The following is a 25,238-nucleotide window of genomic DNA, read 5'->3' as shown; positions in this document are numbered from 1 at the left end:
GCAAAAACGACCCCGGACATCGCGTCAGGGATTGTCAGGGATGTCAGGAGAAAACCAGGCGGCGGCACTTTCCCCTGACATCCCTGACAATCCCTGACGCCCTGCCAGGAGCCAAAACCGCAGGTCAACGGTTTCTCCTGACTTCCCTGACACTCTTCGGCCCCAATCCCCGTCCACGCCCAGGGGCCATCACGCACCGCAACCACCATCCGTACCCGCAGACGGAGATGACTGCCATGCCCAAGCCGGAGTACCTGAGGCTCCCCGCCGTCCTCAAAGAGATCGACATGTCCCGCGCCGCGTTCTACCGGATGCGCGCCCGGGGCGAGGCCCCGAAGCTCATCAAGCTGCCGAACGGACAGCTCCGTGTGAGCCGCGCCGACCTGGACGCCTGGTGGGCGGCGCGCGAGGTGGCCGCCTGATGCCCACCTCCTACAAGGTCACGTTCTGGGAGCACCGCCACCGGCCCGACCGCCGCAAGCCCTGGCAGGTGCGGTGGACCGTGAACGGTCTGGAGTTCTCCGAGTCCTACCTCACGAAGACCCAGGCGGACGGCCGGAAGGCCGTACTGCTCGTCGCGGCGGCCTCCCACGAGCCCTTCGACACGGAGACGGGCCTCCCCCTCTCGGAGCTGCGCAAGCTCAAGGAGAAGGAGAGCGCCGTCACCTGGTACCAGCACGGGCGGAACTACGTCGAGGCCCGATGGGACGGCGCCCCGGCCAAGACCCGGACAACGTGGGCGGACGCCCTGGCCAGCGTCACGTTCGAGCTGGTCAAGACCAAGACCGGCATGCCGGACAAGCTGCTCGTCCGGCGCGCGCTGTACGGCTGGGCCTTCAACGTGAACCGCTGGACCGACGAGCCGCCGGCCGACGTCGCCAAGGCCTTGTCCTGGGTGGCTCGGAACTCCGTGGACGTGTCCGAGCTGGCGGACCCAAAGATGGTCCGCCGCCTGCTCGCCGCCCTCTCGGTGAAGCTGGACGGCACCAAGGCCGCGGCCTCGACCACGCTTCGGAAGCGCAGGATCCTGAACCACGTCCTGGGCCGCGCGGTCGAGGACAGGCTCCTGATCGCCAACCCCCTGCCGTCGGTGCAGTGGCAGCCGCCCCGGGCCGAGGAAGAAGTCGACCCCGAGTACGTCATGAGCCCGGAGCAGGCCGCCGCGATGCTGGAGGTGGTCGGCCGGCAGGGGCGGCGCGGGCCGCGGCTGGTCGCCTTCTTCGCATGCATGTACTACGCAGGCATGCGTCCGGGCGAGGTGGTCCACCTGCGCAAGGACCGGTGCGTCCTGCCTGCGGAGGGCTGGGGGAAGCTCAACCTCAACGGGAACAGCCCCCGGGTCGGGTCGTCGTGGACCGACAGCGGGGCCTCGCACGACCCCCGCGGCTTGAAGCACCGGGCGGAGACGGCCACCCGGCCGGTCCCGATCCCACCCGAGCTGGTGAAGCTGCTGCGGGAGCACATCGAGCTGTACGGCACGGCGCCCGACGGCCGCCTGTTCCGGACCTTCCGGAATGGCATGGTGCAGGAGAGCGGGTACGGCGTCGTCTGGGCGGCCTCACGGGCCGAGGTGTTCAGCAAGGAGGAGCAGTCCACCCCGCTGGCCAAGCGCCCGTACGACGCCCGGCACGCCGGGATCTCCCTCTGGCTGGCCTCCGGCGTGCCGGTAGCCGAGTGCGCCCGGCGGGCGGGGCACAGCATCGCCGTCCTGCTCCGGGTCTACGCCAAGTGCATCCACGGCGACGAGGACCACGCCAACCGACTGATCACCGAGCGGCTCCAGCGGCGGGCCGACCGCCCGGCGGCGCCCGACGGTTCCTGATTCTGGTCCGCCCCTGGTCCGGAACCGCTGGTCAGGACTGGGATTCGGGCGAAACGAGGTGAGACAAACCACGCAAAACGACCATCCGGCGTGACCGGCGTTCGAACGCAACGAAACAGGCCCTAATCCGCGTTTCCGCAGATCAGGGCCTGTTTTCTATCCTGTGGCTGGTGCAGGGTTCGAACCTGCGTAGCTTGCGCGACAGATTTACAGTCTGCTCCCTTTGGCCGCTCGGGCAACCAGCCAGGATCTCGTCCCCCGGGGTGTTGACCCCGTTCGACGTGGTAAACCATACCCGATCCGGGGGGGTGCTTCGCCACTCGATTGGTGACGCGATGATCAAGGAGAGTCCCCCGGCTGTCACGGGCGGCGCGGGGGCGGCGCTGGATAGGCTGGGGCGGCGGGCGCCCAATGGGGCGGGCCGTGCCAGTGAAGCCAGAGCATCAAGGAGACCAACACCCATGGCCGACTCCAGTTTCGACATCGTCTCGAAGGTCGAGTGGCAGGAGGTCGACAACGCGATCAACCAGACCTCCCGTGAGATCGCCACCCGCTTCGACTTCAAGGGCGTCGGCGGCGAGGTCAGCCGCTCCGGCGAGAAGATCGAGATGAAGGCCAACGGCGAGGAGCGCGTTCGAGCCATCCTCGACGTGCTGCAGACGAAGTTCGTCAAGCGCGGCCTGTCGCTGAAGGCTCTGGACGCGGGCGAGCCCCAGCTGTCCGGCAAGGAGTACAAGATCTTCGCGAACGTGAAGGAGGGCATCACCACGGAGGATGCCAAGAAGGTCGCGAAGATCATCCGGGACGAGGGCCCGAAGGGCGTCAAGGCCCAGGTCCAGGGCGACGAGCTGCGCGTCAGCTCCAAGAGCCGCGACGACCTCCAGGCCATCCAGGCCCTGCTCAAGGGCAAGGACCTGGACTTCGCGATCCAGTTCGTGAACTACCGCTGACGTCCGTCCGGACGCACCACGGAACGGCCCCGCTCCCGGGCTCGGGAGCGGGGCCGTTCGCGTCGGCGGGTGGGGTCGGGAGGCGGTGGCGCGCCGTCCGCCGGCGCACCCTCAGGCCACCACCCAGCCACCGGTGCTGCGGTGCGCAGCCAGCCCGACCGCGTCGAACTCGTCCACCCGCCCCGCCGCGACGTGCGCGCCGAGCCGCCGCAGCGCGCGGGAGATCGGGGTGCCCTCGGGGACGGTCTCGAACTCCCCGCTGGTGAGCGGCCCGAGGACCACCCGCCCGTTCTCCCAGACGGCGGCACGTTGGGTACCGCTGCCGCCGAAGTACTCGGCCTCGACGCAGGCGATCGGCCCGGCCTTGGACCAAGCGGCGAGCCGCAGTTCGAAGCCGTCCGAGTGCCAGCCGAAGCCGGCCCCGCCACCGACCTTCGACACGGCGGCATCGCCTTGCAGCGCCGCCAGCACGGCGGAGGTAACCGGGATCAGGGCCAGCCCCTGGGCCAGCGGTACCACCCGGGCCGCCGGTACCTCTGCAGCCGCCACCGTCAGCAGCTCCAACGTGCCTATCAGCGCCTGGAGTTCATAGGACATGCCGCACATGGTGTCCCACCGCACTGACAGTCGGCGCGGAATTTATGATTCCGTGCCCGCTCGGAGACCGTAGAGCATGGTGAAGAGAGTCACATCCATCGCATCATCGGACGTACTCGGTCCTTCTTCGGCCAGTTCATCGAAGATTTCAGCCAGTCGGGAGCGCAGGCCGGTCAGCCACTGGCCGGGTTCCTGTTCGGGCCGGGCCGCTCGGTGCCCTTCCCCGGCGCCGCGTTCGCCTCACTGATCGCGCTGACCTCCGCGCTGGTGGTGGCTTCCCCGGCCCGGTCGAGCCGGAGAGGAAGGCGGAGGACGGCGCCCCGGCCCCACGAGTGATGCTCGACCTGCCGGTGTTCCGGCAGGTGCCGGACCGGCTCCGCGGCCGGGTGATCGCCGCGACCATGACGCTGCTCACGGCGGGGATGCCCGCCGGGGCCTTCGCCGCCAGGACTGACGGCAGGACCGACCACAGGACCGGCCGCAGCTGAGCGGGCATCACCCGCACGGGCGTACGCCGCATGCGAGGCCCCCGGCAACCGGGTGAACTGGCCGGGTACGGCCCGCCCCCGGGGCCCCCTCCCGGCGACCAGCGCGACGGCCGCGAGCAGGGCCACCAGGCCGAAGCGATCGCGCTCTCGGTGTACTGCCGAACAAGCTCGCCGCCGTCCAGGACCGGATCGACGACCCCGACCTGCGCGACACCGTGCGCCGGTGACGCCCTCCGCACGCCACACCGCCCGCCACGCCGCCCACAGCCCCCAGGAGCCCCGCATGACCGACGAACTCATCCATCGAATAGCCGAGTCGATGGCCCGAGCGCAGACCGATCTGGCCGAGCTGGTGGCCATCCCGTCCGTCGCCGACCCCCGGCAGTACCCGCCGGAGAAGTGCCGGGAGGCCGCCGAGTGGGTCGCCGCCGCCTTCACCGAGGTCGGCCTGCGCGACGTCCACCTGGAGGAGACCCCGGACGGCAGCCACGCGGTGATCGGCCACCGCCCGCCCCCGCCCGGCGCCCCGACCGTGCTGCTCTACTGCCACTACGACGTCCAGCCCCCGCTCGACGACGCCGCCTGGACCTCCCCGCCGTTCGAGCTCACCGAGCGCGACGGCCGCTGGTACGGGCGCGGCGCCGCCGACTGCAAGGGCAACATCGTCATGCACCTCACCGCGCTGCGGGCGCTCGGCGACGACGTCCCGGTCGGCCTCAAGCTGGTGGTCGAGGGCTCCGAGGAGCAGGGCACCGGCGGCCTGGAGGAGTACGTGCCCCCGCACGCCGGGGAACTGCACGCCGACGCCCTGCTGATCTGCGACACCGGCAACGCCGCGGTCGGCGTCCCCACCGCCACCACCTCGCTGCGCGGGGTCGTCAATGTGGTGGTCACCGTGCAGGCGCTCCGGGGCGACAGGCACTCCGGTATGTTCGGCGGCCCCGCCCCGGACGCCCTGGCCGCGCTGATCCGGATGCTCGACTCGCTGCGCGACGCCGACGGCGGCACCCGGATCAACGGCCTGGAGTGCGACGGCACCTGGAGCGGTGCCGGGTACGACGAGACGCGGTTCCGCACCGACGCCGGGGTGCTGGACGGCGTCGGGCTGACCGGCTCCGGGACCGTCGCCGACCGGCTCTGGGCCCGCCCGGCCGTCACCGTGCTCGGCATCGACTGCCCGCCCGTGGTGGGCTCGGCCGCAGCCGTCCCGGCCACCGCCCGGGCCCGGGTGAGCCTGCGGGTGCCGCCCGGCACCGAGGCCCGCTCCGCCCAGGACGCGCTGGCCGCCCACCTGGAGGCCGCCGCGCCCTGGGGCGTGCGGGTGGTGGTGGAACGGGAGAGTGCCGGCTCGCCGTTCCGGGCCGACACCGGCGGGCCCGCGTACGCCGCGCTGGACAAGGCGATGCAGGAGGCCTACGGCAAGCCGATGTCCTTCCTCGGGCAGGGCGGTTCGATCCCGCTCTGCAACGTCCTCGCCACCGCCTTCCCCGAGGCGGAGATCATCCTGATGGGCGTCGAGGAGCCGCGCTGCCTGATCCACGCGCCGAACGAGAGCGTCGACCCGGGCGAGATCCGGCGGATGGCCCACGTCGAAGCCCTGTTCCTCCGGCACTTCGCCAACACGCGCTGAACGTGCTGGAGTTGCAGGAAGCTCGTCCGGACCCCGAGGAGGAAGAGCCGTGCCCCGTCCGTTCACCACCGAGGACTACACCGCCCGGATGACCCGGGCCTCCGCCGACGCCACCGCCGCCGGGCTGACCGGCCTGGTGGTCGCCCCCGGCCCCGACCTGACCTACCTGTGCGGCTACCAGCCAACCGCGATCACCGAGCGGCTGACCGCCCTGGTCCTCACCGCCGGGCGCGAACCCGCCCTGGTCGTCCCCAAGCTGGAGCGTCCGGACGCCGAGAAGGCGCCAGGCGCCCCGGCCGTCGAACTGCTCGACTGGTCCGACGGCGAGGATCCGTACGCCGCCGCCCACCCGCTGTTCGACCCGGCCGGGCGGTACGGCGTCTCCGACAACGCCTGGGCGATGCACCTGCTCGGCCTCCAGGCCGCGCTGCCCGGCGCCGCCTTCACCTCGCTCACCGAGACCCTGCCGATGCTGCGCGCGGTCAAGGGCGCCGAGGAGCTGGAGCGCCTGGCCGCGGCCGGCGGCGCCGCGGACGCCGCCTACCGGAGCATCCTGGAGGTCTCCTTCGCCGGCCGCCGGGAGACCGACGTGGCCGCCGACCTCGGCGCGCTGCTCATCCAGTACGGGCACAGCCAGGTCGACTTCACCGTGGTCGGCTCCGGCCCCAACGGCGCCGACCCGCACCACGAGGCCGGGGACCGGGTCATCCGGCCCGGCGACACCGTGGTGCTGGACTTCGGCGGTCTCAAGGACGGCTACGGCTCGGACACCACCCGCACCGTGCACGTCGGACCGGACGTCCCGGCCGAGGTGCGGGAGGTGCACGACCTGGTCCGGCTCGCCCAGCAGACCGCGTTCGAGGCGGTCCGCCCCGGGGTGAGCTGCCAGGAGATCGACCGGATCGCCCGCCGGGTGATCACCGAGGCCGGCTACGGCGAGTATTTCATCCACCGCACCGGCCACGGCATCGGCATCACCACCCACGAACCGCCGTACCTGGTCGAGGGCGAGGAGCGGCCGCTGGTGCCCGGGATGTGCTTCTCGATCGAGCCCGGGATCTACCTGCCCGGAAGGTTCGGGGTGCGGATCGAGGACATCGTCACCGTCACCGTGACCGGCGGCCGACGCTTCAACAACACGCCGCACGCACTGGGCATCGTGGCCTGAACCGCCCCGCCCCGCCGTCCGGCATTCGGGGCTTCGGCCCGGCGACTTTGACCCAACTGTGCGAATTTCTTACGAGCCGGTCATAGTTCACCCAGAGTCCTCCAAGCTTGCGTTGCTAGTTTCAGTGGGCATGACCAAGCTGCTCAGCCCGGCCCCGCCGCCCCCGGCGCGGGCCGGGCGACTGCGACCCGTGACCGCCCGCCCCCGCCGCACCGGACCGGCGAGACTCCGGCTGCTGGCCTGGCCGGTCTACCTGGCCTGCCTCGTCTGGTTCCTGAACACCCAGGGCATGGCCTTCGCCAACGACGTGGTCTTCCTCTGGCTGATCGGCGCGCTGCTGACCGCCGCCGTGCACAGCGGGCACGGCCCGCGCGGCTTCCTGCTGGTGCTGCGCGACTGGGTCCCGGTGATGGCCGTGGTCTGGGTGTACTCACTGCTGCGCGGCTACGGCGCGCACACCCCGTGGGCCCCGCACTGGCTGCCCCAGCTGCGCGCCGACGAGGCGCTCGGCTTCGGCGAGACCTGGACCGTACGGATCCAGCACGCGCTCTACACCCCGGGCTCACCGCACTGGTACGACTACGCGGCGACGCTCGTCTACCTCTCGCACTTCCTCGTGGTCTTCGTGCTGCTCGCGGTGCTCTGGCGGCGCGCCCACCACCGCTTCCGGCAACTGCTGGTCTGCTACTTCACCCTGACCTTCGCCGGCTTCGCGACCTACCTGCTCTTCCCGGCCGACCCGCCGTGGCTGGTCGCCCAGCAGGGCAACCTGCCGCCGCTGCACCGGGTGGTCTGGGAGACCATCTCCACCACAGGGCTGCCCCAGGCCGACTCGCTGCTGGAGAACGGCAGCCAGTTCGCCAACGACGTCGCCGCGATGCCCTCGCTGCACTCCGCCTACCCGGCGATGCTGCTGTTCCTCTTCTGGCCGACCGCCCGGCCCTGGCTGCGGGCGCTGCTGGTCGCCTATCCGCTGGCGATGGCGTTCACCCTGGTCTACGGCGCCGAGCACTTCATCGTGGACGTGTTCGCCGGCTGGGCCTACGCGGCCGTGGTGGTCTTCAGGCTGCGGTGGCTGCGTGACCGCCGTACCGCGCGTTCGGCGCCCAGGGCAGACTTGGCCGCGTGCAGTCCGATTCCGTGAAGGCGCCGTCCGTCGAGGCCCGGTCGCCGATGAAGCCCACGCCCGAGCAGCTGCGAGCCGCCCAGGACACCACCATCCCGGACATCACCGGGCCCGGGCTGCAGGTGCTGTTCTGCGGCATCAACCCGGGCCTGTGGTCGGGCGCCACCGGGCACCACTTCGCCCGCCCCGGCAACCGCTTCTGGCCCGCCCTGCACCGCTCCGGCTTCACCGAGCGCCAGTTCCGCCCGGACGAGCAGGGCGAGCTGCCCGCACTCGGCCTCGGCATCACCAACGTCGCCCCGCGCACCACCGCCAAGGCGGACGAGCTCACCGCCGAGGAACTGCGCGAGGGCGGCGCCGCGCTCACCGAGCGGGTGCTGCGGCTGCGGCCCAAGGTCCTGGCAGTGCTCGGCATCGGCGCCTACCGGACGGCCTTCGGACGGCGGCAGGCCGCGATCGGACGCCAGCCGGAGGGCATCGGCGACACCGAGGTGTGGGTGCTGCCCAACCCGAGCGGGCTCAACGCCCACTACACCCTGGACGCGCTGGCCGCGGAGTTCCGCAAGCTCCGGCAGAGCATCGGCGGTCAAGGGCGGGTCTGACGATTCGCGGCGCGCCCGGCGGGAATCGTCAGACCCGCCGGACAGGTCCTGAACCGCGGTCAGGCCCTCCGGCAGCGGCAGCGCGCAGCTCGCGGATCAGCGCCCGGACGGCGGCCGTCCCGGCCGGCTCGGGCGTGGTGACGTACCCGACGAAGCGGCCGGGCGGGTTCGGGCCGAGGTCGGTGACGGCCGGCCCGGGCGGGGCGCCGAGCAGCGCCGTCCGGGGCATGACCGCCGTGCTCGGCATGCTGCGCGGCGCCGACACCGGCATGATGATCGTCCGGATCGGCGGCTGACACAGCCCCGGCCCTACCACGGGGTGACCGCCCTACAGCGGGGTGACCGCCTTCAGCACCACCAGCAGGGCCACCGCCGCGTTGAGCGCGCACAGCGCCGAGGCCGCCGTACCGACCGCGGCGACCATCGCCGCGAGGCCCGCCGGGGTCTTGGCCGGCGGCCAGTTGCGGGCCGTCGGCACCGGGCCGAGCAGCGCCGCCACCCGGCGCGGCACCGGGCCGGGCGCGGCCGTCGGGGCCGCGAAGGCAGCGAAGCCGGGCGCCGGGGCGGCGTGCGAGACCAGGGCCGCCCGGGCCACCGCCCGCGCGGTGATCCGCCGGTCCCCCACCGCCTGGGCCGACTCCTCGTCCGCCCAGCGCTCCGCGCTGAACGCCACCGCGTCCTGCAGCGGCCGCAGGAAGGGGTTGACGCAGGCGGCGAGCTGGGTGGTCAGCAGGTAGCGGTGGTGCCGGTGGCGCAGGTGCGCCCGCTCGTGCGCGAGCAGCGCCTCGCGCTCGTCCTCGGCCAGCCCGTCCAGCATCCCGGTGGAGACCACCACCCGGCCGGGCGAGCCGGGCAGCGCGTAGGCGTACGGGCTGCGGTCCGGCAGCACCGCGAGGTCGCCGGCCTCGGCCGGCCCCTCGGGCAGCCCGGCCAGCGCGCGCCGCGCCCGGGAGCGGATCCGCAGGTGCCGCACGACCGTCCGGACGCAGGCGAAGCCGACCAGCACCAGCAGCCACATCGCGGCCGTGCCGACCGTCTCGTGGTACGGCAGCGCGTGCCGCACCTCCGGGTCGGACCAGCTGTCCGGCAGCGGGTTGCCGGGGATCTGCGCGGTGCCCACCACGCCGATCAGCCCGAGGCAGAGCACGCTGCAGACCGCCATCACCGCGCTGATCACGGTCATCAGCCGGGCCGCACCGCGCGGGTGCAGGTGCTGCTCGGTCAGACGCGCGATCGGCACCGCGGTCAGCGGCAGGATGAGCGGGAGGAAGACGAAGAAGCCCACGGGTCAGCTCTTACGGTCGGCCGCTGCCGGATCGGCGGACGCGGCGTCCAGCAGCGCCCGCAGCAGTTCCTCGTCGTGCGGCAGCAGCGCGCTGACGAAGCTGGCCAGGACGGCGTCCCGGTTCGCCTCGCCGTCGAGCATCCGGCGCATCCGCAGCGCGGCCAGTCCGGCGGCGTCGGCGGAGGCCTGCCACAGGTAGGAGCGGCCGGCACGGCTCCGGGAGACGGCGTTCTTGGCGTGCAGCCGGGACAGGATGGTCATCACCGTGGTGTACGCCAGGTCGCCCTCCAGGCGTTCCTGGACCCACCCCGCGGTGGCCGGGCCGGGCGCCTGCTGGAGCACCGCCAGCACCTGCGCCTCCAACTCGCCCTGACCGCGTCGTCGGGTCGGCGCGTCCCCGGCCCCCGGGGCGTGCCTCTCGTCTGCCATGACGGCCCACTCCCTCCGGATGCCGCGCCCGGACCGACGGGGCGCGGGCTCATCCTAACGAGCGGGAGGCTGCTCCGGACGGCTCACCGCAAGGGTTCGCGGGCGTACCAGGTGGCGACGACGGGCCCTCAGGCCCGGGCCCGCTGGGTGACGGCGATGCAGACCAGTACCACCACCGCCGTCACCGGCGCGGCCGCCGGCAGGTCCTCACCCAGCAGCAGCACCGACCAGACCAGCGTCAGCAGCGGCTGTGCGAGCTGCAGCTGACTGGCCCTCGGCACGCCGATCCCGGCCATCCCCCGGTACCAGAGCACGAAGCCGCCGAACTGCGAGACCGCCGCGATGTACGCCAGCCCGACCAGCGCCTTCACGCCCACCTGCACCGACTCCGTGGCCAGCCCGAACACCGCGGTCAGCACCATCGCGGGCAGCGCCGCCACCACCGCCCAGGCGATCACCTGGGCACCCGGCATGTCCCGGGACAGCCGCCCGCCCTCGGCGTAGCCGGCCGCGCAGATCACCACGCCGACGAACAGGTAGAGGTCGGCGACGGTCGGCCGGCCGTGGCTCTGCAACAGGGTGAAGGCGAGCACGGCCGCCGCACCGGCCAGCGCCGCCGCCCAGAACGCCCGGGACGGCCGGCGGCCGGTGCGCAGCGCCGCGACCACCGCGGTGGCCAGCGGCAGGACGCCGATGACCACCGCCGAGTGGGCGGTCGAGGAGGTCCGCAGGGCGAGCGTGGTCAGCAGCGGGAAGCCCAGGACGCAGCCGCCGGAGACCGTCAGCAGGCCTGGCCACTGCCGGCGCTTCGGCAGCGGGGCGGCGGCGGCCAGCAGGTAGAGGGCGGCCAGCACCCCGGCCAGGGCGCCGCGCAGCCCGGTCGAGGTCCACGGGCCGAAGCCGGTCAGGGACCACGCGGTGGCGGGGAAGCTGAGCGAGAAGGAGGCCACCCCGAGGGCGGCGAGGGCGGTACCGGAGGCGAGACCGTGCTGAGGTGCTATCGCTCGGGGCGGGGTAGCGCTATCTTGTGCCGTCATGAACGAGCGTAGCAGTGTGGCCGAACTCGCCGACAGTCTGCGACGGGAGGTCGAGCGCTACCCGGAGGGGCGAAAGCTGCCCTCCAGCCGGGCGCTGATGGAGCGCCACCAGGTCAGCCCGGTGACGGTCTCCCGGGCCATCGCGGTGCTGGTGGCCGAGGGACTGGTGGTCTCCCGGCCGGGCGCGGGGGTGTTCCGGGCGGCGGCCTTCGCGGCGGCCCCCGCCGCCCCGGCCGCCCCGGCCGCCCCGGCCGCCCGGCCCGGCGACCTCTCCTGGCAGGAGATCGCGCTCAGCGCCGACCACGGACCGCGCGACCTGCTGGCCGCACCGGTGTTCGCCACCCTCCGGGTGCCTCCGCCGGACGTCATCGACCTCAACAGCGGCTACCCGCACGCCTCGCTGCTGCCCGAGCGGCTGCTCGCCAACGCCCTCGCCCGGGCCGGACGCCGCCCGGGCGCCTGGGACCGCCCGCCCACCGACGGCCTCACCGAGCTGCGCGGCTGGTTCGCCCGCGACATCGGCGGCCACGCCGGACCGGTCGGCGCCGGGGACGTCCTGATCACCTCCGGTGGGCAGGGCGGGCTCACCGTCGCCATGCGGTCGCTGGCCGCGCCGGGCTCGCCGGTGCTGGTCGAGTCGCCGACGTACTCGGGCATCCTCTCGGTCGTCCGGGCGGCCGGGCTGCGGCCGGTGCCCGTCCCGATCGACGCGGACGGCGTCCGCACGGACCTGCTGGCCGAGGCCTTCGAGGCCACCCGGGCGCGGGTGTTCGTCTGCCAGCCGCTGTTCCAGAACCCCACCGGCGCGGTGCTGTCGCCCGCGCGGCGGTCGGAGGTGCTGCGGATCGCCCGGGCGGCCGGGGCCTTCGTGGTCGAGGACGACTTCGCCCGGCTGCTGGTCCACACGGACGCCCCGGAGCTGCCCCGCCCGCTCGCCGCCGAGGACCAGGACGGGGTCGTGGTGCACCTGCGCTCGCTGACCAAGGCCGCCTCCCCCAACCTGCGGGTCGGCGCCCTCACCGCACGCGGCCCGGCGCTCGCCCGGCTGCGGGCCACCCAGGTGGTGGACAGCTTCTTCGTGCCCCGGCCGCTCCAGGAGGCGACCCTCGAACTGGTCTCCGATCCGGCCTGGGCCCGCCACCTGCGCGTCCTCGGCGCCGAACTGCGCGACCGCCGCACCGCCGCCGTCGCCGCCCTGCACCGCGAACTCCCCGGCGTCCTCGGCAGCTACCGCCCGGGCGGCTACCACCTCTGGCTGCGCTTCCCGGACGGCGTCGACGACACCGCCCTCGTCGCGGCCGCGCTGCGCAGCGGCGTCCAAGTCACCCCGGGCCGCCCCTACCACCCGGCCGAGCCCCCGGCCCCGCACCTGCGCCTCAGCTACGCGGCCGCCGACAGTCCGGCGGCGGTGGCGGAGGGGGTCCACCGGCTACGGACGGCGTACGAGGAGGTCGCGGGCTGAGCCCCGCCGGCCCGTCAGCCGCGGTAGCCGGCCATCCGCTCCAGCCGGGCGATCCGCTCGGCCATCGGCGGGTGGGTGGAGAACAGCCGGGCGCCGGCCTCGCCGGGGCGGAACGGGCTGGCGATCATCATGTGGCTGGCGGTCTGCAGCTGGGGCTCCGGCGGGAGCGGGAGCCGGCGGGTACCGGCGTCGAGCTTGCGGAGGGCGCTGGCCAGGGCGAGCGGGTCGCCGGTGATGCGGGCTCCGTCGGCGTCGGCCTGGTACTCGCGGGAGCGGCTGACGGCCATCTGGATCAGTCCGGCGGCGAGCGGGCCCAGGATCATGATCGCGAGTGTCCCGAACAGGCCCGGTCCGTCGTCGTCCTCGTCCCGGCCGAAGGGGATCAGCCAGGCGAAGTTCACCAGGAACATCACCACCGAGGCCAGCGCCCCGGCGACCGAGGAGATCAGGATGTCCCGGTTGTAGACGTGGCTCAGCTCGTGCCCGAGCACCCCGCGCAACTCGCGTTCGTCCAGGATCTGCAGGATGCCCTCGGTGCAGCAGACCGCCGCGTTGCGCGGGTTGCGACCGGTGGCGAAGGCGTTCGGGGCCGGGGTCGGGGAGATGTAGAGGCGGGGCATCGGCTGGCGGGCCGAGGTGGAGAGCTCGCGCACGATCCGGTACAGCCCCGGCGCCTCGAACTCACTGACCGGCCGGGCCCGCATGGCCCGCAGCGCGATCTTGTCGCTGTTCCAGTAGGCGTAGGCGTTCGTCCCGAGCGCGACCAGCAGGGCGATCACGAAGCCGCTCCGGCCGAAGAAACTACCGATCACCAGGATCAGCGCCGAGAGGCCCCCGAGCAGAACGGCGGTCCTCAGTCCGTTGTGCCGACTGTGCACGTCAGGCCCTCCAGTGGTGCGGTGGGGAAGCCCTTTCTGCCTCGTCCCTCTTGCCCGGTCAACGGGCGGGGCCCGGGACCTTGTTCCCTTGTGACCGACGCGACACCCGCGCGGGCGTCACCGGCGCCCCGTCCGGCGGATCAGAACAGACTGCCGCCCGCCACCTGGAGGACCAGCTGCGGCGCCACCGAGAGCACCACCGCCGCCGAGGCGGTCAGCGCCAGCGTGGCCGCCAGGCTGACCGGCATCCGACGCCCGGCGCCGCCCTCGGCGACTGCCTCGGCGTCCGCCGGGGCGAACAGCCGGGCCGCCCACAGCAGGTAGTAGTACAGGGCGATGACCACATTGACGGCCATCACCACGGCCAGCCAGCCCAGCCCGGCGTCCACCGCCGCGCGGAACACCACGACCTTGCCGAACAGGCCGACCACGCCCGGCGGCAGCCCGGCGAGGCAGAGCAGGAAGAAGGCCAGTGCCAGCGCCGTCCAGCGGTTGCGGGCGAACAGGCCGCGGAAGTCGTCCACGCTGGTCCCGGCCCGGCGGCCGACGGCGGCGACCACCCCGAAGGCGCCGAGGTTCACCACGCCGTAGATCAGCGCGTACGCGGCGGTCGCGCCGAGCGGGTCGACCCCGGTGGGCGCGTAGCCGGCCGCGGCGAGCGGCACCAGCAGGTACCCGGCCTGGCCGACCGAGGACCAGGCGAGCAGCCGCACCGCGCTGTACCGGGTGTCGAAGCGCTGCCGCAGCGCGCCGACGTTGCCGACCGTCATGGTGACGGCGGCCAGCACGGCGAGCGCCAGGCCCCAGGTGTGGGCGTACGGGCGGAAGGCGATGGTGGTGGCGAGCGCGAGGCCGGACAGGCCGGCCGCCTTGCCGACCACCGAGAGGTAGCCGGCCACCGGCAGCGGGGCGCCGGTGTAGGTGTCGGGCACCCAGAAGTGGAACGGGACGGCGGCGACCTTGAAGGCGAAGCCGACCAGGGTCAGCACGGCCCCCGCCTCGGCCAACGGCTTGAGCCGGCCGGGCGCGTGCTCCAGGCCCTGGGCGACGGCGCCGAGGTGCAGGCTGCCGCCGGCGGCGTAGACGAAGCCGATGCCGAGCAGCATCACCGCGGTCGCGGTCACCGAGGAGACGAAGAACTTGAGCGCGGCCTCCGCGCCCCGGCCGTCCCGGCGCAGCGCGACCAGGGCGAAGGCGGGCAGCGAGGCGACCTCCAGGGCGATCACCATGGTGGCGAGGTCGCGGGAGGCGGGCAGCAGGGCGGCGCCGGTGGCGCTGGAGAGCAGCAGGAACCAGTACTCGCCGCGGGGGAGCCCCGCGGCGGAGCCGCTGGTGGATGCCGCGTCGTCCACCGTGTGCATCGACAGCAGCGCGGCGATCAGCGCGCCGCCCAGGGCGAGCAGCTGGAACACCAGGGCGAAGTGGTCGGCGACGTACGAGCAACCAGCGCTGTCAGTGCCACCTGTTACGTTCTGCGCACAGAAGGTCGCTCGGGGCGATCCGCCGGTGAGCGGGAGGAGTGCGATGAGGGCGAGGGCGAGTCCGGCCGCGGTGAGGCGGCCGAGCCACTTCTTGTGCCGCTCGGGCAGGAACAGATCGGTGACCAGGACGGCGAGGGCCGCCACGGCGGCGATCAGCGGGGGCGCGATCGCCACCCAGTCCACGGACTGGATCAGGCTGCCCGGGTTGGCTACGGCGAGGGAGGTCACAGTGTGCTGCCCCGTGGAGTGAGGTCCGAGTGCGGCGGTGTGGGCTGCGAGCACGGTCAGCCACCCCCGAGGAGGTGCTTGACGGCGGGGTCGGAGAGGCCGAGCAGGAGCGCGGGCCAGAGGCCGGCGAGCAGGGTGAGCGCGGCCAGCGGCGTCCAGCTGACGGCTTCGTACGGCCGCAGGTCGGCCAGTTCGGCCACCGGTGCGGGCTGCTCGGGGTCACCCATGCAGACGCGCCTGACCACGATCAGCAGGTACGCGGCGGTGAGGAGGGTGCCGAGGCCGGCCAGGACCATGTAGGTGACGAAGGCGGGGCGCGACAGGCCGTCGGCCGGGTGGAAGGCGCCGAACATGGCGAGCACCTCGCCCCAGAAGCCGGCCAGGCCGGGCAGGCCGAGGCTGGCGACGGCGGCGAAGGCGAGCAGTGCGCCGATCCGGGGCGCCCGGCCGTACAGGGCCGCGCCGGTGGTGCCGGAGAGGGTGTCGAGGTCCGCCGTGCCGTAGCGGTCCTTGATCGCTCCGACGAGGAAGAACAGCAGACCGGTGATCAGACCGTGGGCGATGTTGGCGAACAGCGCGCCGTTCACGCCCACCGGTGTGAGGGAGGCGATGCCGAGCAGTACGAAGCCCATGTGGCCGACGGAGGAGTACGCGATCAGGCGCTTGAGGTCGCCCTTGGATCCGGGGCGGGCCAGCGCCAGACAGGCCAGCGAGCCGTAGATGATGCCGACGGCGGCGAAGGCGCCCAGGTAGGGGGCGAGCGTCGCGGTGCCGTCCGGCACGACCGGGAGGAGGACGCGGACCAGACCGTACGTACCCATCTTCAGCAGCACACCGGCGAGCAGCACCGAGCCGACCGTCGGGGCGGCGGTGTGCGCGTCGGGGAGCCAGCTGTGCAGCGGCCAGGCGGGGGCCTTGACCGCGAGCCCGACCATGATCGCCAGCGCGGCGATCACCTGGGTGGTGTGGCTCAGGCCGTTGCCGTGCCCGGCGGCCAGGGCCTGCATGTCGAAGGTGCCGGCCTTGCTGCCGATCAGCAGGAAGCCGAGCAGCATCACGGCCGAGCCGAGCAGCGTGTAGAGGATGAACCGGTTGGCGGCCGGGACCTTCGCGCCGCTCCCCCAACGGGCGATCAGGAAGTACATCGGGATCAGCACGATCTCGAAGGCCAGGAAGAAGAGCAGGAGGTCCAGCACCGCGAAGGTGGCGAGCATGCCGACTTCGAGGAGGAGGAACAGCCCGACGAAGGCCTGCGCGGACGGGCTGCGCTCATCAGGGGCTCCGCCCCGGACCTCCCCGCCCGGCAGCCGCTTCTCCGAGTACAGCGCACAGAGGAAGGTGAGCAGCGCGGTCAGCACGATCAGCGGCAGCGAGACGCCGTCCACGCCGAGGTGGAAGCGTACGTGCAGGGCCGGGATCCAGGACACGTCGGTGGTGGCCTGCATCCGGGCGGGCTCGTCGTGGTCGAAGCCGGCCGCGAGGGCGACGGCGAGCAGGAACACCACGCCGGTGGCGACGGTGTTCAGCCGCAGCGCCCGCCGATCGGCGACGGCCCGGTCCGGCCCGAACACCGGCGCCAGGGTGAGCGCGGCGCCGAGCAGTGGCAGCACCAGGAGGGCGATGAGGACCGCGTTCATCGGGGGCTCCTAGCGGCGGTAAGCACAACGGGGGTGGAGGACAGCTGCACCGGCTACACCGCCACCAGGACGGCCAGCAGGACGACGCCGGCGAGCAGGGCGCTGAGGTAGGTCTGCGCGTTGCCGGTCTGCGCGAGCCGGACGGCCCGGCCGAGCAGGTTGGCGCCGATCCCGCTGCCCTGGACGTAACCCTCGACGACCTCGCGGTCGAGGAAGCGGACCAGCTGGGCGGCGGCAACCACCGGGCGGACGAACAGTACGTGGTACAGCCGGTCCACGCCGAAGCCGTGCCGGGCCGGGCCGAACAGCGGGCCGAGCAGGGTGCGCCCGGGGTCGGCGACGATCACCTCCGCGGCCGGGGCTCCGGCCTGCGCGGGCACCCGGGCGAAGCCGGCCGGAGCAGGACGGCCGGTGGCCACCCGCGCGGTCGCCGAGCGCCAGGCGCCGTACGCCGCGAGCACACCGACCAGGGCGAGCCCACTGCCGGTGACGGCGGTGACCCCGGAGGGACGCAGCGAGCCACCGTCCAGCAGCGCGGGCAGCGCGTCCGGGAACAGCCCGGCGACGCCGAAGCCCATGGTCGGCACGGCCAGCACCCAGAGCGGCCAGCGCATCGCGGGCGGCTCAGCGGTGGCCGGGTCGGCCTCGTCCAGCTCGGGCGAGTACGGTGCGTCGGCCTCGTGGTCGGCCGAAACAGCCGGCACAGCCGCGCCCACCGGGCTGTGGAAGGCCAGCAGGAACAGTCGGGTCGCGTACGCGCCGGTGAGCAGCGCGGTGAGCGCGGCCGAGATCAGCACGATCCACCCGGCCGCCTGCGGCACCGCCGAGGCCGGGCCGAGCCCGTTGGTCAGCGCCTCGCCCTTGGCCGCGTGCTCGGCGGCGGTCAGCACCGCCTCCTTGCTGAAGAAGCCGGAGAACGGCGGCAGCGGCAGCCCGACCAAGGCGATCAGCGCGATGCCCATCGTCCAGTAGGCGTCCGGCACCCGCTTGCGCAGCCCCGGGATCCGGGACATCGCGGAGATCGAGTTGGTGTGCGCGGCGTGGATCACCACACCGGCGGCCAGGAACAGCAGCGCCTTGAACGCGCCGTGGCTGACCAGGTGGAAGACGGACGCCTCGCGGTCGCCGCTGGCCAGCGCGCCGGCCATGTAGCCGAGCTGGCCGACGGTGGAGTAGGCGAGTACCCGTTTCAGGTCGTCCTGGGCGAGCGCGCAGAGCGCCGAGCCGATCATCGTCACGGCGGCCATCACCGCGAGCACGACCAGTGCCGCACCCGACAGCAGGAACACCGGCATCAGCCGGGCGACCAGGTAGATGCCGGCCGCGACCATGGTGGCCGCGTGGATCAACGCGGAGACCGGCGTCGGACCGGCCATCGCGTCCGGGAGCCAGGTGTGCAGCGGGAACTGCGCGCTCTTGCCGGCCACGCCGGCGAGCAGCAGCAGGGCGGTCAGCGTCGGATGGCCGAGCCTGCCCTCACCCGCGGCCGCCAGCACGTCCGGGATCCGGAAGCTGCCGGCGTCCGCGCCGAGCAGGAAGATCCCGAACAGGAACGGCACGTCGCCGAGCTTGGTGACCAGGAAGGCCTTGAGCGAGGCCGAACGGGCGTCCGCGGTCTCCCAGTGGTGGCCGATCAGGAAGTACGAGCAGACACCCATGACCTCCCAGCCGACCAGCAGCACGATCAGGTCGCCCGAGTAGACCACCAGGAACATCGCGGCGGTGAACAGCGAGACCAGCGCCGCGTACGAGGGATAGCGCGGGTCCGACTTCAGGTACGCGGTCGAGTACACCTGGACGCAGGTGGCGACCAGGCCGACCAGCACGGAGATCAGCGAGCTGAAGCCGTCCAGGTGGACGGCCAGCGCGATGTCCGGGCCGCCGGTCGGGGTGAGCCGGGTGGCGGCGTCCAGGGTCTGGCCGGTGCCGAGCTGGAGGGCGACCACCAGGGCGAGCACGGCCGAGACGGCGACCGGGACGATCGCCAGCGGCCGGGCCAGCCCGGGCGCCTTCCGGCCGACGGCCAGGGTGGCGGCGGCGCCGAGCGCGGGCAGCGCGGGGACGAGGACGGGCAGGGCGAGGTTCATGCGGCGGCCTGGCCCTTCAGCGCCTCGGCTCCGTTCGGCGCCTCCTCGACGGGGAGCGTCTCGGCCGGGTCGCCGAGCGCGGTGGCCCGGTCGATGTCCGCGGTGCCCCGGGCCCGGAACAGCAGCAGGACGATGGCGAGCCCCAGCCCGATCTCGGCGGCGGCGACGGTGATGGTGAACAGGGTGAGCGCCTGCCCGGCGTGCAGCGAGTCGCGCAGCCAGGCGTCGAAGGCGACCAGGTTGAGGTTGACGGCGTTGAGCATCAGCTCGACGGACATCAGTACCAGGACGGCGTTGCGCCGGGCGAGTACGCCGTACACACCGACGCTGAACAGCAGCACGGCGAGCACGACGGGGTAGGCGAGGTGCATCAGCTCTCCTCCGACGCGGACGACGCGGGCGACGCGGACGACGCAGAGGACGCAGAGGACGCGGGCGAGGCGATGGCCTCCGGGGCGGTACGCGGCGCGGTCGCGGCGACCGTCCCGTTGGACCCGACCGGCCGCCCGGCGCGCACCTTGCCCGCCCGGGGCACCGGCACCCGCCGCTGGGACCCGCGTGACAGCACGATCGCGCCGACCAGCGCCGCCAGCAGCAGCACGGACAGCGCCTCGAAGGGCAGCACCCAGTGCCGGAACAGGCTGGCCCCGGTGACGGAGGCCGAGCCGCCGCCCTGGCCGAGGTCGATCCAGGAGGTCCGGAAGGCGTCGACGACCAGCGTCACCAGCGTCCCGGCCGAGGCCAGTGCCACGACCAGGGCGACCCAGCGGTTCTCGGAGTCGGCATCCGGCGAGCGCCCGATCGGCGCCTTGGTGAGCATCAGTCCGAACAGCACCAGGACGACCACCGAGCCCAGGTAGATCAGCACCTGCACCCAGGCGATGAACTCGGCCGTGAGCAGCAGGAACTCCACCGCCAGCCCGCCGAGCGCGACCACCAGCCAGAGCGCGGCGTGCACCAGCTGCTTGGTGGTCACGGCGACGACCGCCGAGCCGAGCACCGCGATGCCGACCAGCAGGAAGACGATCTCCTGGCCGGTCGGGGACAGGAACGAACGGGCGGCCGGCTCCAACGAACCGGTCGCCGCGAGAAGCGTGGCAGCGGCGTTCATGCGTCGCCCCCCTTCTCATGGGAAGCAGTCTTCTCTTCCGATTCCGAAGCGGCAGCGGCGGCCGCCGCCAGCTTGTCCGCCGCCTTGCGCGCGGTGGCGATCTCCTTGGGCTCCTCCGCCGCCGGGTCCAGCGCAGGCGGCGCCGGGACGGTCCACATCCACTCGCGCAGCTTCTCCCGCTCGTGGGTCAGCTCATGGATGTCGGTCTCCGCGTACTCGAACTCCGGCGACCAGAACAGCGCGTCGAAGGGGCACACCTCGATACAGATCCCGCAGTACATGCAGAGCGAGAAGTCGATGGCGAAGCGGTCCAGCACATTGCGGGTGCGGGCCCTGGCGTTCGGCTCGGCGGCCGGCAGCGTCTCCTTGTGGGAGTCGATGTAGATGCACCAGTCCGGGCACTCGCGTGCGCAGAGCATGCACACCGTGCAGTTCTCCTCCAGCAGCGCGATGACGCCGCGCGAACGCGGCGGCAGCACCGGCTGCACGTCGGGGTACTGCGCGGTGACGCTCTTCTTGGTCATCGTCCGCAGCGTCACGGCCAGCCCCTTGGCAAGGCCGACACCGGGAAAACTCATGAGATCGCCACCTTGATGATGCCGGTGAGGGCCAGCTGGACGAGCGCGAGCGGGATCAGCACCACCCACGCGAAGCGCATCAGCTGGTCCTCGCGCAGACGCGGGTAGGTGACCCGCAGCCAGATGACCACGAAGGCCAGCGCGAAGGTCTTGAGGAGCATCCAGAGCCAGCCGAGCTGGCCCGACATCGGCCCGTGCCAGCCGCCCAGGAAGAGCACCGCCGTCAGCGCGGACACCACCAGGACGCCCGCGTACTCGGACAGCAGGAACAGCGCGAAGCGCAGGCCGGTGTACTCGGTGTACGCGCCGAAAATGATCTCCGAGTCGGCGACCGGCATGTCGAACGGCGGCCGCTGGAGCTCGGCCAGGCCGGCCGTGAAGAACACGAAGGCGCCGATGATCTGCCACGGCAGCCAGTACCACTGCCAGGCGTCCAGGATCCCGGGCAGCGACAGCGTGCCGGCGGCCATCGCCACCGAGGCCGCCGCCAGCACCATCGGCAGCTCGTACGACATCAGCTGCGCGGCCGTCCGCAGACCGCCGAGCAGCGAGAACTTGTTCGCCGAGGCCCAACCGGCCATCAACTTGCCGATCACGCCGACGCCCATCACGGCCAGCACGAAGAACAGACCGGCGTCGATCGCCTGGCCGACGAAGCCGTTCGGGCCGACCGGGACGGCCAGCAGCACGAACAGGTACGGCAGCAGCGAGACGGCGGGCGCCAGCTGGAAGATCCGGCGGTCCGCCCCGGCGGGGACGATGTCCTCCTTCTGCGCGAACTTCACGCCGTCCGCGACGAGCTGCGCCCAGCCGTGGAAGCCGCCCGCGTACATCGGGCCGAGCCGGCCCTGCATGTGCGCCATGACCTTGTGCTCGGTCTGGCCGATGACCAGCGGGAGGACCAGGAAGACGACGAGGGTGGCGACGCAGCGGAGCATCGTGTCGAGCAGGTTCACGCGCCGTCTCCGTCCTGGTCGGCCGCGCCGGCCGAGGTCTCGTCCTTCTGCTCTCCCGGCTCGCCCGGCTTCCCGTCCGACGGCTTCTCGTCGTGGGCGGGCACCGGGTTGTGCCAGGGCGCGTCGGAGGACCGGGGCCGGGCCGGAGCGGCGGGCTCGGCCGCCGGCTCGCCGGTCGGCTGGCTGACCGAGCCCTCGGACACCGACCGGGTACGTCGCGGCCGGTCGGCGCGCACGGGCGGGGCGCCCTCGGCCGGAGCGGCCGGAGTCCCGGCGGTTGCGGGGGCCTCGGCACCCGACTGGCTCGCCGACCCCTCGGACACCGACCGGGTCCGCCGGGGCCGGTCCGCCCGCACCGCCGGCGCGCCCTCGGCACCGGCGGCACCGGCGGCACCGGCGGCACCAGCGGCCGCCCGGGGCGTCCGCCCCGCCGCGCCCGCCGCCCGCGCACCGCGCGCGGGCCGCTCGGCCACCGGCGGCAGGGTGCCCTTGAGCGGGCCCCACTCGTTCGGGTCCGGCACACCGGCCGGCTGCATCTTGCGTCGGGCCGGCCCGTCGCCGTGGTCCGACTCGCCCGGCTCCTTGGCACCCGGCCAGGCCTTGGCGACCCGCGCCGCGAGCACGAACTCCTTGCGCAGCGGGTGCCCCTCGAAGCCGTCCGGCAGCAGCAGGGTGGCCAGGTAGGGGTGGCCGGGGAAGTCGATGCCGAACATCTCGTGGGTCTCGCGCTCGTGCCAGGCGGCGCCCGCGTACACCTGGACGGCGCTCGGCAGCGCAGCCCCGTCCCGCGGCACCCGGGTGCGCAGCGCGAGGTGGCGTACGCCCGGCGCCTCGGCGGCGGCCAGGTGCGCGACCACGGAGAAGCCCTCGGCGAGCTCGTCGACGGCGCTCAGCCAGTCGAAGAACGCCAGGCCCAGCACGTCGCGGGCGTTGGTGAGCGCCTCGATCCAGCGCTCGGCCGGGACGTCGACGGTGATCAGCCCGTACGCCTCGGCGCCGGTCGCCCACTCCCCGACCGACGCCGCGCACTGCTCGACGGAAGTCACGAGGCTCCCCCTTCCGGAGAACCCGGCCCCGCCACCAACGGACGGCGCAGCGCCGCCGCGGGCGCGGTGTAGCGGTCGGGCAGGGACTCGGCGGCGATCTTCTCCTGCAGCTTGAGGATGCCCTGGAGCAGCGCCTCGGGCCGGGGCGGGCAGCCGGGCACGTAGACGTCGACCGGGATGATCTGGTCCACGCCCTTGGTCACCGAGTACGAGTCCCAGTAGGGGCCGCCGGAGTTGGAGCAGGCGCCGAAGGAGATGACGTACTTCGGCTCGGGCATCTGCTCGTAGAGACGCTTGACGGCGGGCGCCATCTTGTCGGTGACCGTGCCGGAGACGATCATCAGGTCCGCCTGACGGGGCCCGGGCGCGAACGGGATGACACCCATCCGGATGAAGTCGTGCTTGGCCATGGAGGCGGCGATGAACTCGATCGCGCAGCAGGCCAGGCCGAAGTTGAAGCACCAGAGGCTGTAGCGGCGACCCCAGTTGAGCACGACCTTGACCGGGTCGGGTGCGAGCCGCGCGAGCGGGCCGATGCCGCGGCGCTCGACGGCGCCGGGGCGGGACGGGTCCGGCAGGCCGAGCGGGACGGGACCGCCCTGCGCGCCGTGCGAGTGGTTGTGCGTCACGTCCATTCCAGAACGCCCTTCTTCCAGGCGTAGAGCAGCCCGACCGCGAGGAAGCCGATGAAGAGGAACATCTCGATCAGCGTTCCGGCGCCGTACCCGGCGGTGGCGAAGACCGTCGCCCACGGGAACAGGTAGATCGCGTCGACCGCGAAGATCACGTACAGGAAGGCGTACACGTAGTAGCGGATCTGGGTGTGCGCCCAGTCCTCGCCCACCGGGTCCACGCCGCACTCGTAGGCGAGGAGCTTCTCCGGCGAGTACACCACCGGCCGCAGCAACCGATTGGCGGTGAACGCCACGGTGACGAAGAGCACGCCGATGACGGCCAGCAGGCCCATCGCGGCGTACGCGTCGAAGTAGCCGCTGCCGACCGCCGGGTCGGCCGCGACGGCAGCCACCTGCTGCCCCTCCATGCCTTCGCCTCCACCTCGGCCGCGAACCCGCCCCTCAAGACAGTTCTACGACTTTTACTCGCACGTTCTTAACCATGACCAATGCGTGAGTCTAAGGGGACGGCTCGGATCCGCCCGAACCCTGCCCGCTCCGCAAGACATCCGGTGGACATCGGGATGCGCGGCCGGGAGCCGGGGCAGGGGGTGGGGATAACCCCCGGCCCGGAAGATGCATCACCCCCATGGCCCCCCGGTCGCCGGTTCGGGAAGCTTGGTCCACCAGCTCGACCGACAGGGACGGATGATCCGATGAAGCCGCTGCACCGCCGCGCCGTGGACGCCATCAAGGAGCAGGACGCTCGGATGGAGCGCCCACCGCTGTACGGTGCGCGGATGTGGCGGCAGGTCGGCCGGTTGATGCTCAACCTGCCGCTCGGCATCGCCGGCTTCGTCCTCGCGGTCACCACGCTCTCGATCGGCCTGGCCCTGTCGATCACGGTGATCGGCCTGCCGCTGCTGGCCGGCGGGCTGGCCGCCTCCCGCGCCCTGGGCGGGCTGGGCCGGCGCCGGGCGCGCTCGGCGTACGGCTCCGCGATCGCCGACCCGGAGCCGGTGCGCCCGCGCCGCCCGGGGACGGTCGCCTTCACCATCGCCCACCTCACCGACCTGCTGAACTGGCGCTCGGCGCTCTACAACGTGCTGATGCTGCCCTGGGGCATCCTCAGCTTCACGCTGTCCCTGGTCTCGGTGGTCGTGCTGTGGCCGGTGCTGCCCTGGGTCGTGCGCGCGACGGCGGCGGTCGACCGGATCCTGGTCGAGTCCCTGCTCTTCCCCGGCGCCCTGGCCGAGCGGGTGCGCGAGCTGGAGGACGACCGCGGCACCGTGGTCGACACCGCCGCCGCCGACCTGCGCCGGATCGAGCGTGACCTGCACGACGGCGCCCAGGCCCGGCTGGTCGCGCTGGCGATGGACCTGGGCATGGCCAAGGAGCGGCTGCGCGAGGTGGACTCCGAGGAGGACATGGCGGTCGCGACCCGGATGGTCGACAACGCGCACGGCGAGGTGAAGCTGGCCCTGCAGGAGCTGCGCGACCTGGCCCGCGGCATCCACCCGGCGGTGCTCACCGACCGCGGCCTGGACGCGGCGCTGTCCGCGGTCGCGGCCCGCTGCACCGTGCCCGGCGGGGTGAAGGTGAACGTCGACCTGACCGGGGCGGACGGCGAGCCCGAGCGCCCGGACTCGGCGGTCGAGGGCATCGCGTACTTCACCGTCAGCGAGCTGCTGACCAATGTCTCCAAGCACGCGGGCGCCCGCACCGCCTCGGTCGAGGTCTGGCGCTCGGACCACCAGCTGATGGTGCTGGTCCAGGACGACGGCAGGGGTGGCGCGGCGCCGTACCCGGGCAGCGGGCTGGCCGGGCTGGCCGAGCGGATCCGGGCGGTGGACGGGGTGTTCGTGGTGGACAGCCCGGAGGGCGGCCCGACCACCGTCACCGTCGAGCTGCCCTGGCGCACCCGCGCCGCCCGCCGCTGAGCGGCTGAGAGACCGAGAGGCGCCGGGACCCCGTCGAGGCGGTGGACGGGGTCCCGGCGCCGGTCCGGTACGGGTCGCCGGCCCGC

At 73.1% G+C, this 25,238-nt stretch carries 25 protein-coding genes, 1 tRNA gene and 1 pseudogene; 10 read left to right on the top strand and 17 right to left on the bottom strand.

Annotated features, from left to right (window positions below; genetic code table 11):
* Nucleotides 1-236: 236 nt before the first annotated feature.
* Complete coding sequence (locus tag ABZW30_RS28945) at nt 237-422, top strand: helix-turn-helix domain-containing protein (RefSeq protein WP_355674136.1); 186 nt, start codon at nt 237-239, stop codon at nt 420-422.
* Nucleotides 422-1,822, top strand: a complete 1,401-nt coding sequence (locus tag ABZW30_RS28940; protein ID WP_355674135.1) for a site-specific integrase — start codon at nt 422-424, stop codon at nt 1,820-1,822. Before ABZW30_RS28945 ends, ABZW30_RS28940 begins: the two co-directional genes overlap by 1 nt.
* A gap of 164 nt (nt 1,823-1,986) precedes the next feature.
* On the opposite strand, the gene ABZW30_RS28935 is transcribed toward ABZW30_RS28940, so the two are convergent.
* Nucleotides 1,987-2,067: transfer RNA gene (locus ABZW30_RS28935), tRNA-Tyr, on the bottom strand.
* A gap of 216 nt (nt 2,068-2,283) precedes the next feature.
* On the opposite strand from ABZW30_RS28935, the gene ABZW30_RS28930 reads away from it, so the two are divergent.
* A complete protein-coding gene (locus tag ABZW30_RS28930; RefSeq protein WP_355674134.1) occupies nt 2,284-2,772 on the top strand; it encodes a YajQ family cyclic di-GMP-binding protein in 489 nt (162 codons plus the stop codon).
* A gap of 111 nt (nt 2,773-2,883) precedes the next feature.
* Here ABZW30_RS28930 and ABZW30_RS28925 read toward each other — a convergent pair whose 3' ends face one another.
* Nucleotides 2,884-3,369, bottom strand: coding sequence for a hypothetical protein (locus ABZW30_RS28925; RefSeq protein ID WP_355674133.1), 486 nt, complete (start codon nt 3,367-3,369; stop codon nt 2,884-2,886).
* Nucleotides 3,370-3,704: 335 nt separating this feature from the next.
* Here ABZW30_RS28925 and ABZW30_RS28920 point away from each other — a divergent pair, with 335 nt between their 5' ends.
* From ABZW30_RS28920 to mug, 5 genes are all read left to right on the top strand, one after another.
* Nucleotides 3,705-3,857 (top strand): hypothetical protein, encoded by a 153-nt coding sequence (locus ABZW30_RS28920; RefSeq protein WP_355674132.1) that lies wholly within the window; start codon nt 3,705-3,707, stop codon nt 3,855-3,857.
* Nucleotides 3,858-4,140: 283 nt separating this feature from the next.
* Nucleotides 4,141-5,487 (top strand): dipeptidase, encoded by a 1,347-nt coding sequence (locus ABZW30_RS28915; RefSeq protein WP_355674131.1) that lies wholly within the window; start codon nt 4,141-4,143, stop codon nt 5,485-5,487.
* 88 nt (nt 5,488-5,575) lie between these two features.
* Nucleotides 5,576-6,655, top strand: a complete 1,080-nt coding sequence (locus ABZW30_RS28910; RefSeq protein ID WP_355674160.1) for an aminopeptidase P family protein — start codon at nt 5,576-5,578, stop codon at nt 6,653-6,655.
* Between the two features lie 130 nt (nt 6,656-6,785).
* Nucleotides 6,786-7,799 carry a phosphatase PAP2 family protein gene (locus tag ABZW30_RS28905; RefSeq protein WP_355674130.1) on the top strand — a complete coding sequence of 338 codons (1,014 nt, stop codon included), beginning with the start codon at nt 6,786-6,788 and terminating at the stop codon, nt 7,797-7,799.
* Between the two features lie 29 nt (nt 7,800-7,828).
* Entirely contained in the window at nt 7,829-8,383 is a 555-nt protein-coding gene (mug, locus tag ABZW30_RS28900) for a G/U mismatch-specific DNA glycosylase (RefSeq protein ID WP_355674159.1), read from the top strand.
* Nucleotides 8,384-8,411: 28 nt separating this feature from the next.
* Here mug and ABZW30_RS28895 read toward each other — a convergent pair.
* The 4 genes and pseudogenes from ABZW30_RS28895 to ABZW30_RS28880 form a co-directional block, all read right to left on the bottom strand.
* Nucleotides 8,412-8,618, bottom strand: a pseudogene (locus tag ABZW30_RS28895) (LysR family transcriptional regulator); the annotation flags it as partial.
* A 93-nt stretch (nt 8,619-8,711) separates the two neighbouring features.
* Complete coding sequence (locus tag ABZW30_RS28890) at nt 8,712-9,668, bottom strand: M48 family metalloprotease (RefSeq protein WP_355674129.1); 957 nt, start codon at nt 9,666-9,668, stop codon at nt 8,712-8,714.
* Between the two features lie 3 nt (nt 9,669-9,671).
* A complete protein-coding gene (locus ABZW30_RS28885; protein ID WP_355674128.1) occupies nt 9,672-10,097 on the bottom strand; it encodes a BlaI/MecI/CopY family transcriptional regulator in 426 nt (141 codons plus the stop codon).
* A 128-nt stretch (nt 10,098-10,225) separates the two neighbouring features.
* Nucleotides 10,226-11,134, bottom strand: a complete 909-nt coding sequence (locus ABZW30_RS28880; RefSeq protein WP_355674127.1) for a DMT family transporter — start codon at nt 11,132-11,134, stop codon at nt 10,226-10,228.
* Here ABZW30_RS28880 and ABZW30_RS28875 point away from each other — a divergent pair.
* Nucleotides 11,133-12,596: a PLP-dependent aminotransferase family protein gene (locus ABZW30_RS28875; protein ID WP_355674126.1), complete on the top strand. Its 1,464-nt coding sequence runs from the start codon at nt 11,133-11,135 to the stop codon at nt 12,594-12,596. The genes ABZW30_RS28880 and ABZW30_RS28875 overlap by 2 nt on opposite strands.
* Before the next feature lie 14 nt (nt 12,597-12,610).
* On the opposite strand, the gene htpX is transcribed toward ABZW30_RS28875, so the two are convergent.
* From htpX to ABZW30_RS28820, 11 genes are all read right to left on the bottom strand, one after another.
* Entirely contained in the window at nt 12,611-13,474 is an 864-nt protein-coding gene (gene htpX / locus ABZW30_RS28870) for a zinc metalloprotease HtpX (protein ID WP_355674125.1), read from the bottom strand.
* Between the two features lie 140 nt (nt 13,475-13,614).
* Nucleotides 13,615-15,183 (bottom strand): NADH-quinone oxidoreductase subunit N, encoded by a 1,569-nt coding sequence (locus ABZW30_RS28865; protein ID WP_355674124.1) that lies wholly within the window; start codon nt 15,181-15,183, stop codon nt 13,615-13,617.
* Nucleotides 15,184-15,239: 56 nt separating this feature from the next.
* Nucleotides 15,240-16,820 carry an NADH-quinone oxidoreductase subunit M gene (locus ABZW30_RS28860; protein WP_355674123.1) on the bottom strand — a complete coding sequence of 527 codons (1,581 nt, stop codon included), beginning with the start codon at nt 16,818-16,820 and terminating at the stop codon, nt 15,240-15,242.
* Between the two features lie 53 nt (nt 16,821-16,873).
* Nucleotides 16,874-18,907: an NADH-quinone oxidoreductase subunit L gene (locus ABZW30_RS28855; RefSeq protein WP_355674122.1), complete on the bottom strand. Its 2,034-nt coding sequence runs from the start codon at nt 18,905-18,907 to the stop codon at nt 16,874-16,876.
* On the bottom strand, nt 18,904-19,278 hold the full coding sequence (gene nuoK, locus ABZW30_RS28850; protein WP_355674121.1) for an NADH-quinone oxidoreductase subunit NuoK: 375 nt from the start codon (nt 19,276-19,278) through the stop codon (nt 18,904-18,906). Before nuoK ends, ABZW30_RS28855 begins: the two co-directional genes overlap by 4 nt.
* Nucleotides 19,278-20,018 carry an NADH-quinone oxidoreductase subunit J gene (locus ABZW30_RS28845; RefSeq protein ID WP_355674120.1) on the bottom strand — a complete coding sequence of 247 codons (741 nt, stop codon included), beginning with the start codon at nt 20,016-20,018 and terminating at the stop codon, nt 19,278-19,280. The genes nuoK and ABZW30_RS28845 overlap by 1 nt, the downstream gene beginning before the upstream one ends.
* Nucleotides 20,015-20,596, bottom strand: a complete 582-nt coding sequence (locus ABZW30_RS28840; protein ID WP_355674119.1) for an NADH-quinone oxidoreductase subunit I — start codon at nt 20,594-20,596, stop codon at nt 20,015-20,017. Before ABZW30_RS28840 ends, ABZW30_RS28845 begins: the two co-directional genes overlap by 4 nt.
* Nucleotides 20,593-21,534 (bottom strand): NADH-quinone oxidoreductase subunit NuoH, encoded by a 942-nt coding sequence (nuoH, locus tag ABZW30_RS28835; protein ID WP_355674158.1) that lies wholly within the window; start codon nt 21,532-21,534, stop codon nt 20,593-20,595. Before nuoH ends, ABZW30_RS28840 begins: the two co-directional genes overlap by 4 nt.
* Before the next feature lie 14 nt (nt 21,535-21,548).
* Nucleotides 21,549-22,598 carry an NADH-quinone oxidoreductase subunit C gene (locus tag ABZW30_RS28830; protein ID WP_355674118.1) on the bottom strand — a complete coding sequence of 350 codons (1,050 nt, stop codon included), beginning with the start codon at nt 22,596-22,598 and terminating at the stop codon, nt 21,549-21,551.
* A complete protein-coding gene (locus tag ABZW30_RS28825) occupies nt 22,595-23,233 on the bottom strand; it encodes an NADH-quinone oxidoreductase subunit B family protein (RefSeq protein ID WP_355674117.1) in 639 nt (212 codons plus the stop codon). The genes ABZW30_RS28830 and ABZW30_RS28825 overlap by 4 nt, the downstream gene beginning before the upstream one ends.
* Nucleotides 23,224-23,640, bottom strand: coding sequence for an NADH-quinone oxidoreductase subunit A (locus tag ABZW30_RS28820; RefSeq protein ID WP_355674116.1), 417 nt, complete (start codon nt 23,638-23,640; stop codon nt 23,224-23,226). Before ABZW30_RS28820 ends, ABZW30_RS28825 begins: the two co-directional genes overlap by 10 nt.
* A gap of 342 nt (nt 23,641-23,982) precedes the next feature.
* Here ABZW30_RS28820 and ABZW30_RS28815 point away from each other — a divergent pair, with 342 nt between their 5' ends.
* Nucleotides 23,983-25,152 carry a sensor domain-containing protein gene (locus ABZW30_RS28815; protein WP_355674157.1) on the top strand — a complete coding sequence of 390 codons (1,170 nt, stop codon included), beginning with the start codon at nt 23,983-23,985 and terminating at the stop codon, nt 25,150-25,152.
* The last annotated feature ends 86 nt before the right edge of the window (nt 25,153-25,238 follow it).

The organism is Kitasatospora sp. NPDC004669 (genome assembly GCF_040609455.1).
Classification (GTDB): Bacteria; Actinomycetota; Actinomycetes; order Streptomycetales; family Streptomycetaceae; genus Kitasatospora.
The sequence above is the reverse complement of the archived record's forward strand: the minus strand, read 5'-3'. Positions and strand labels throughout refer to the sequence as shown.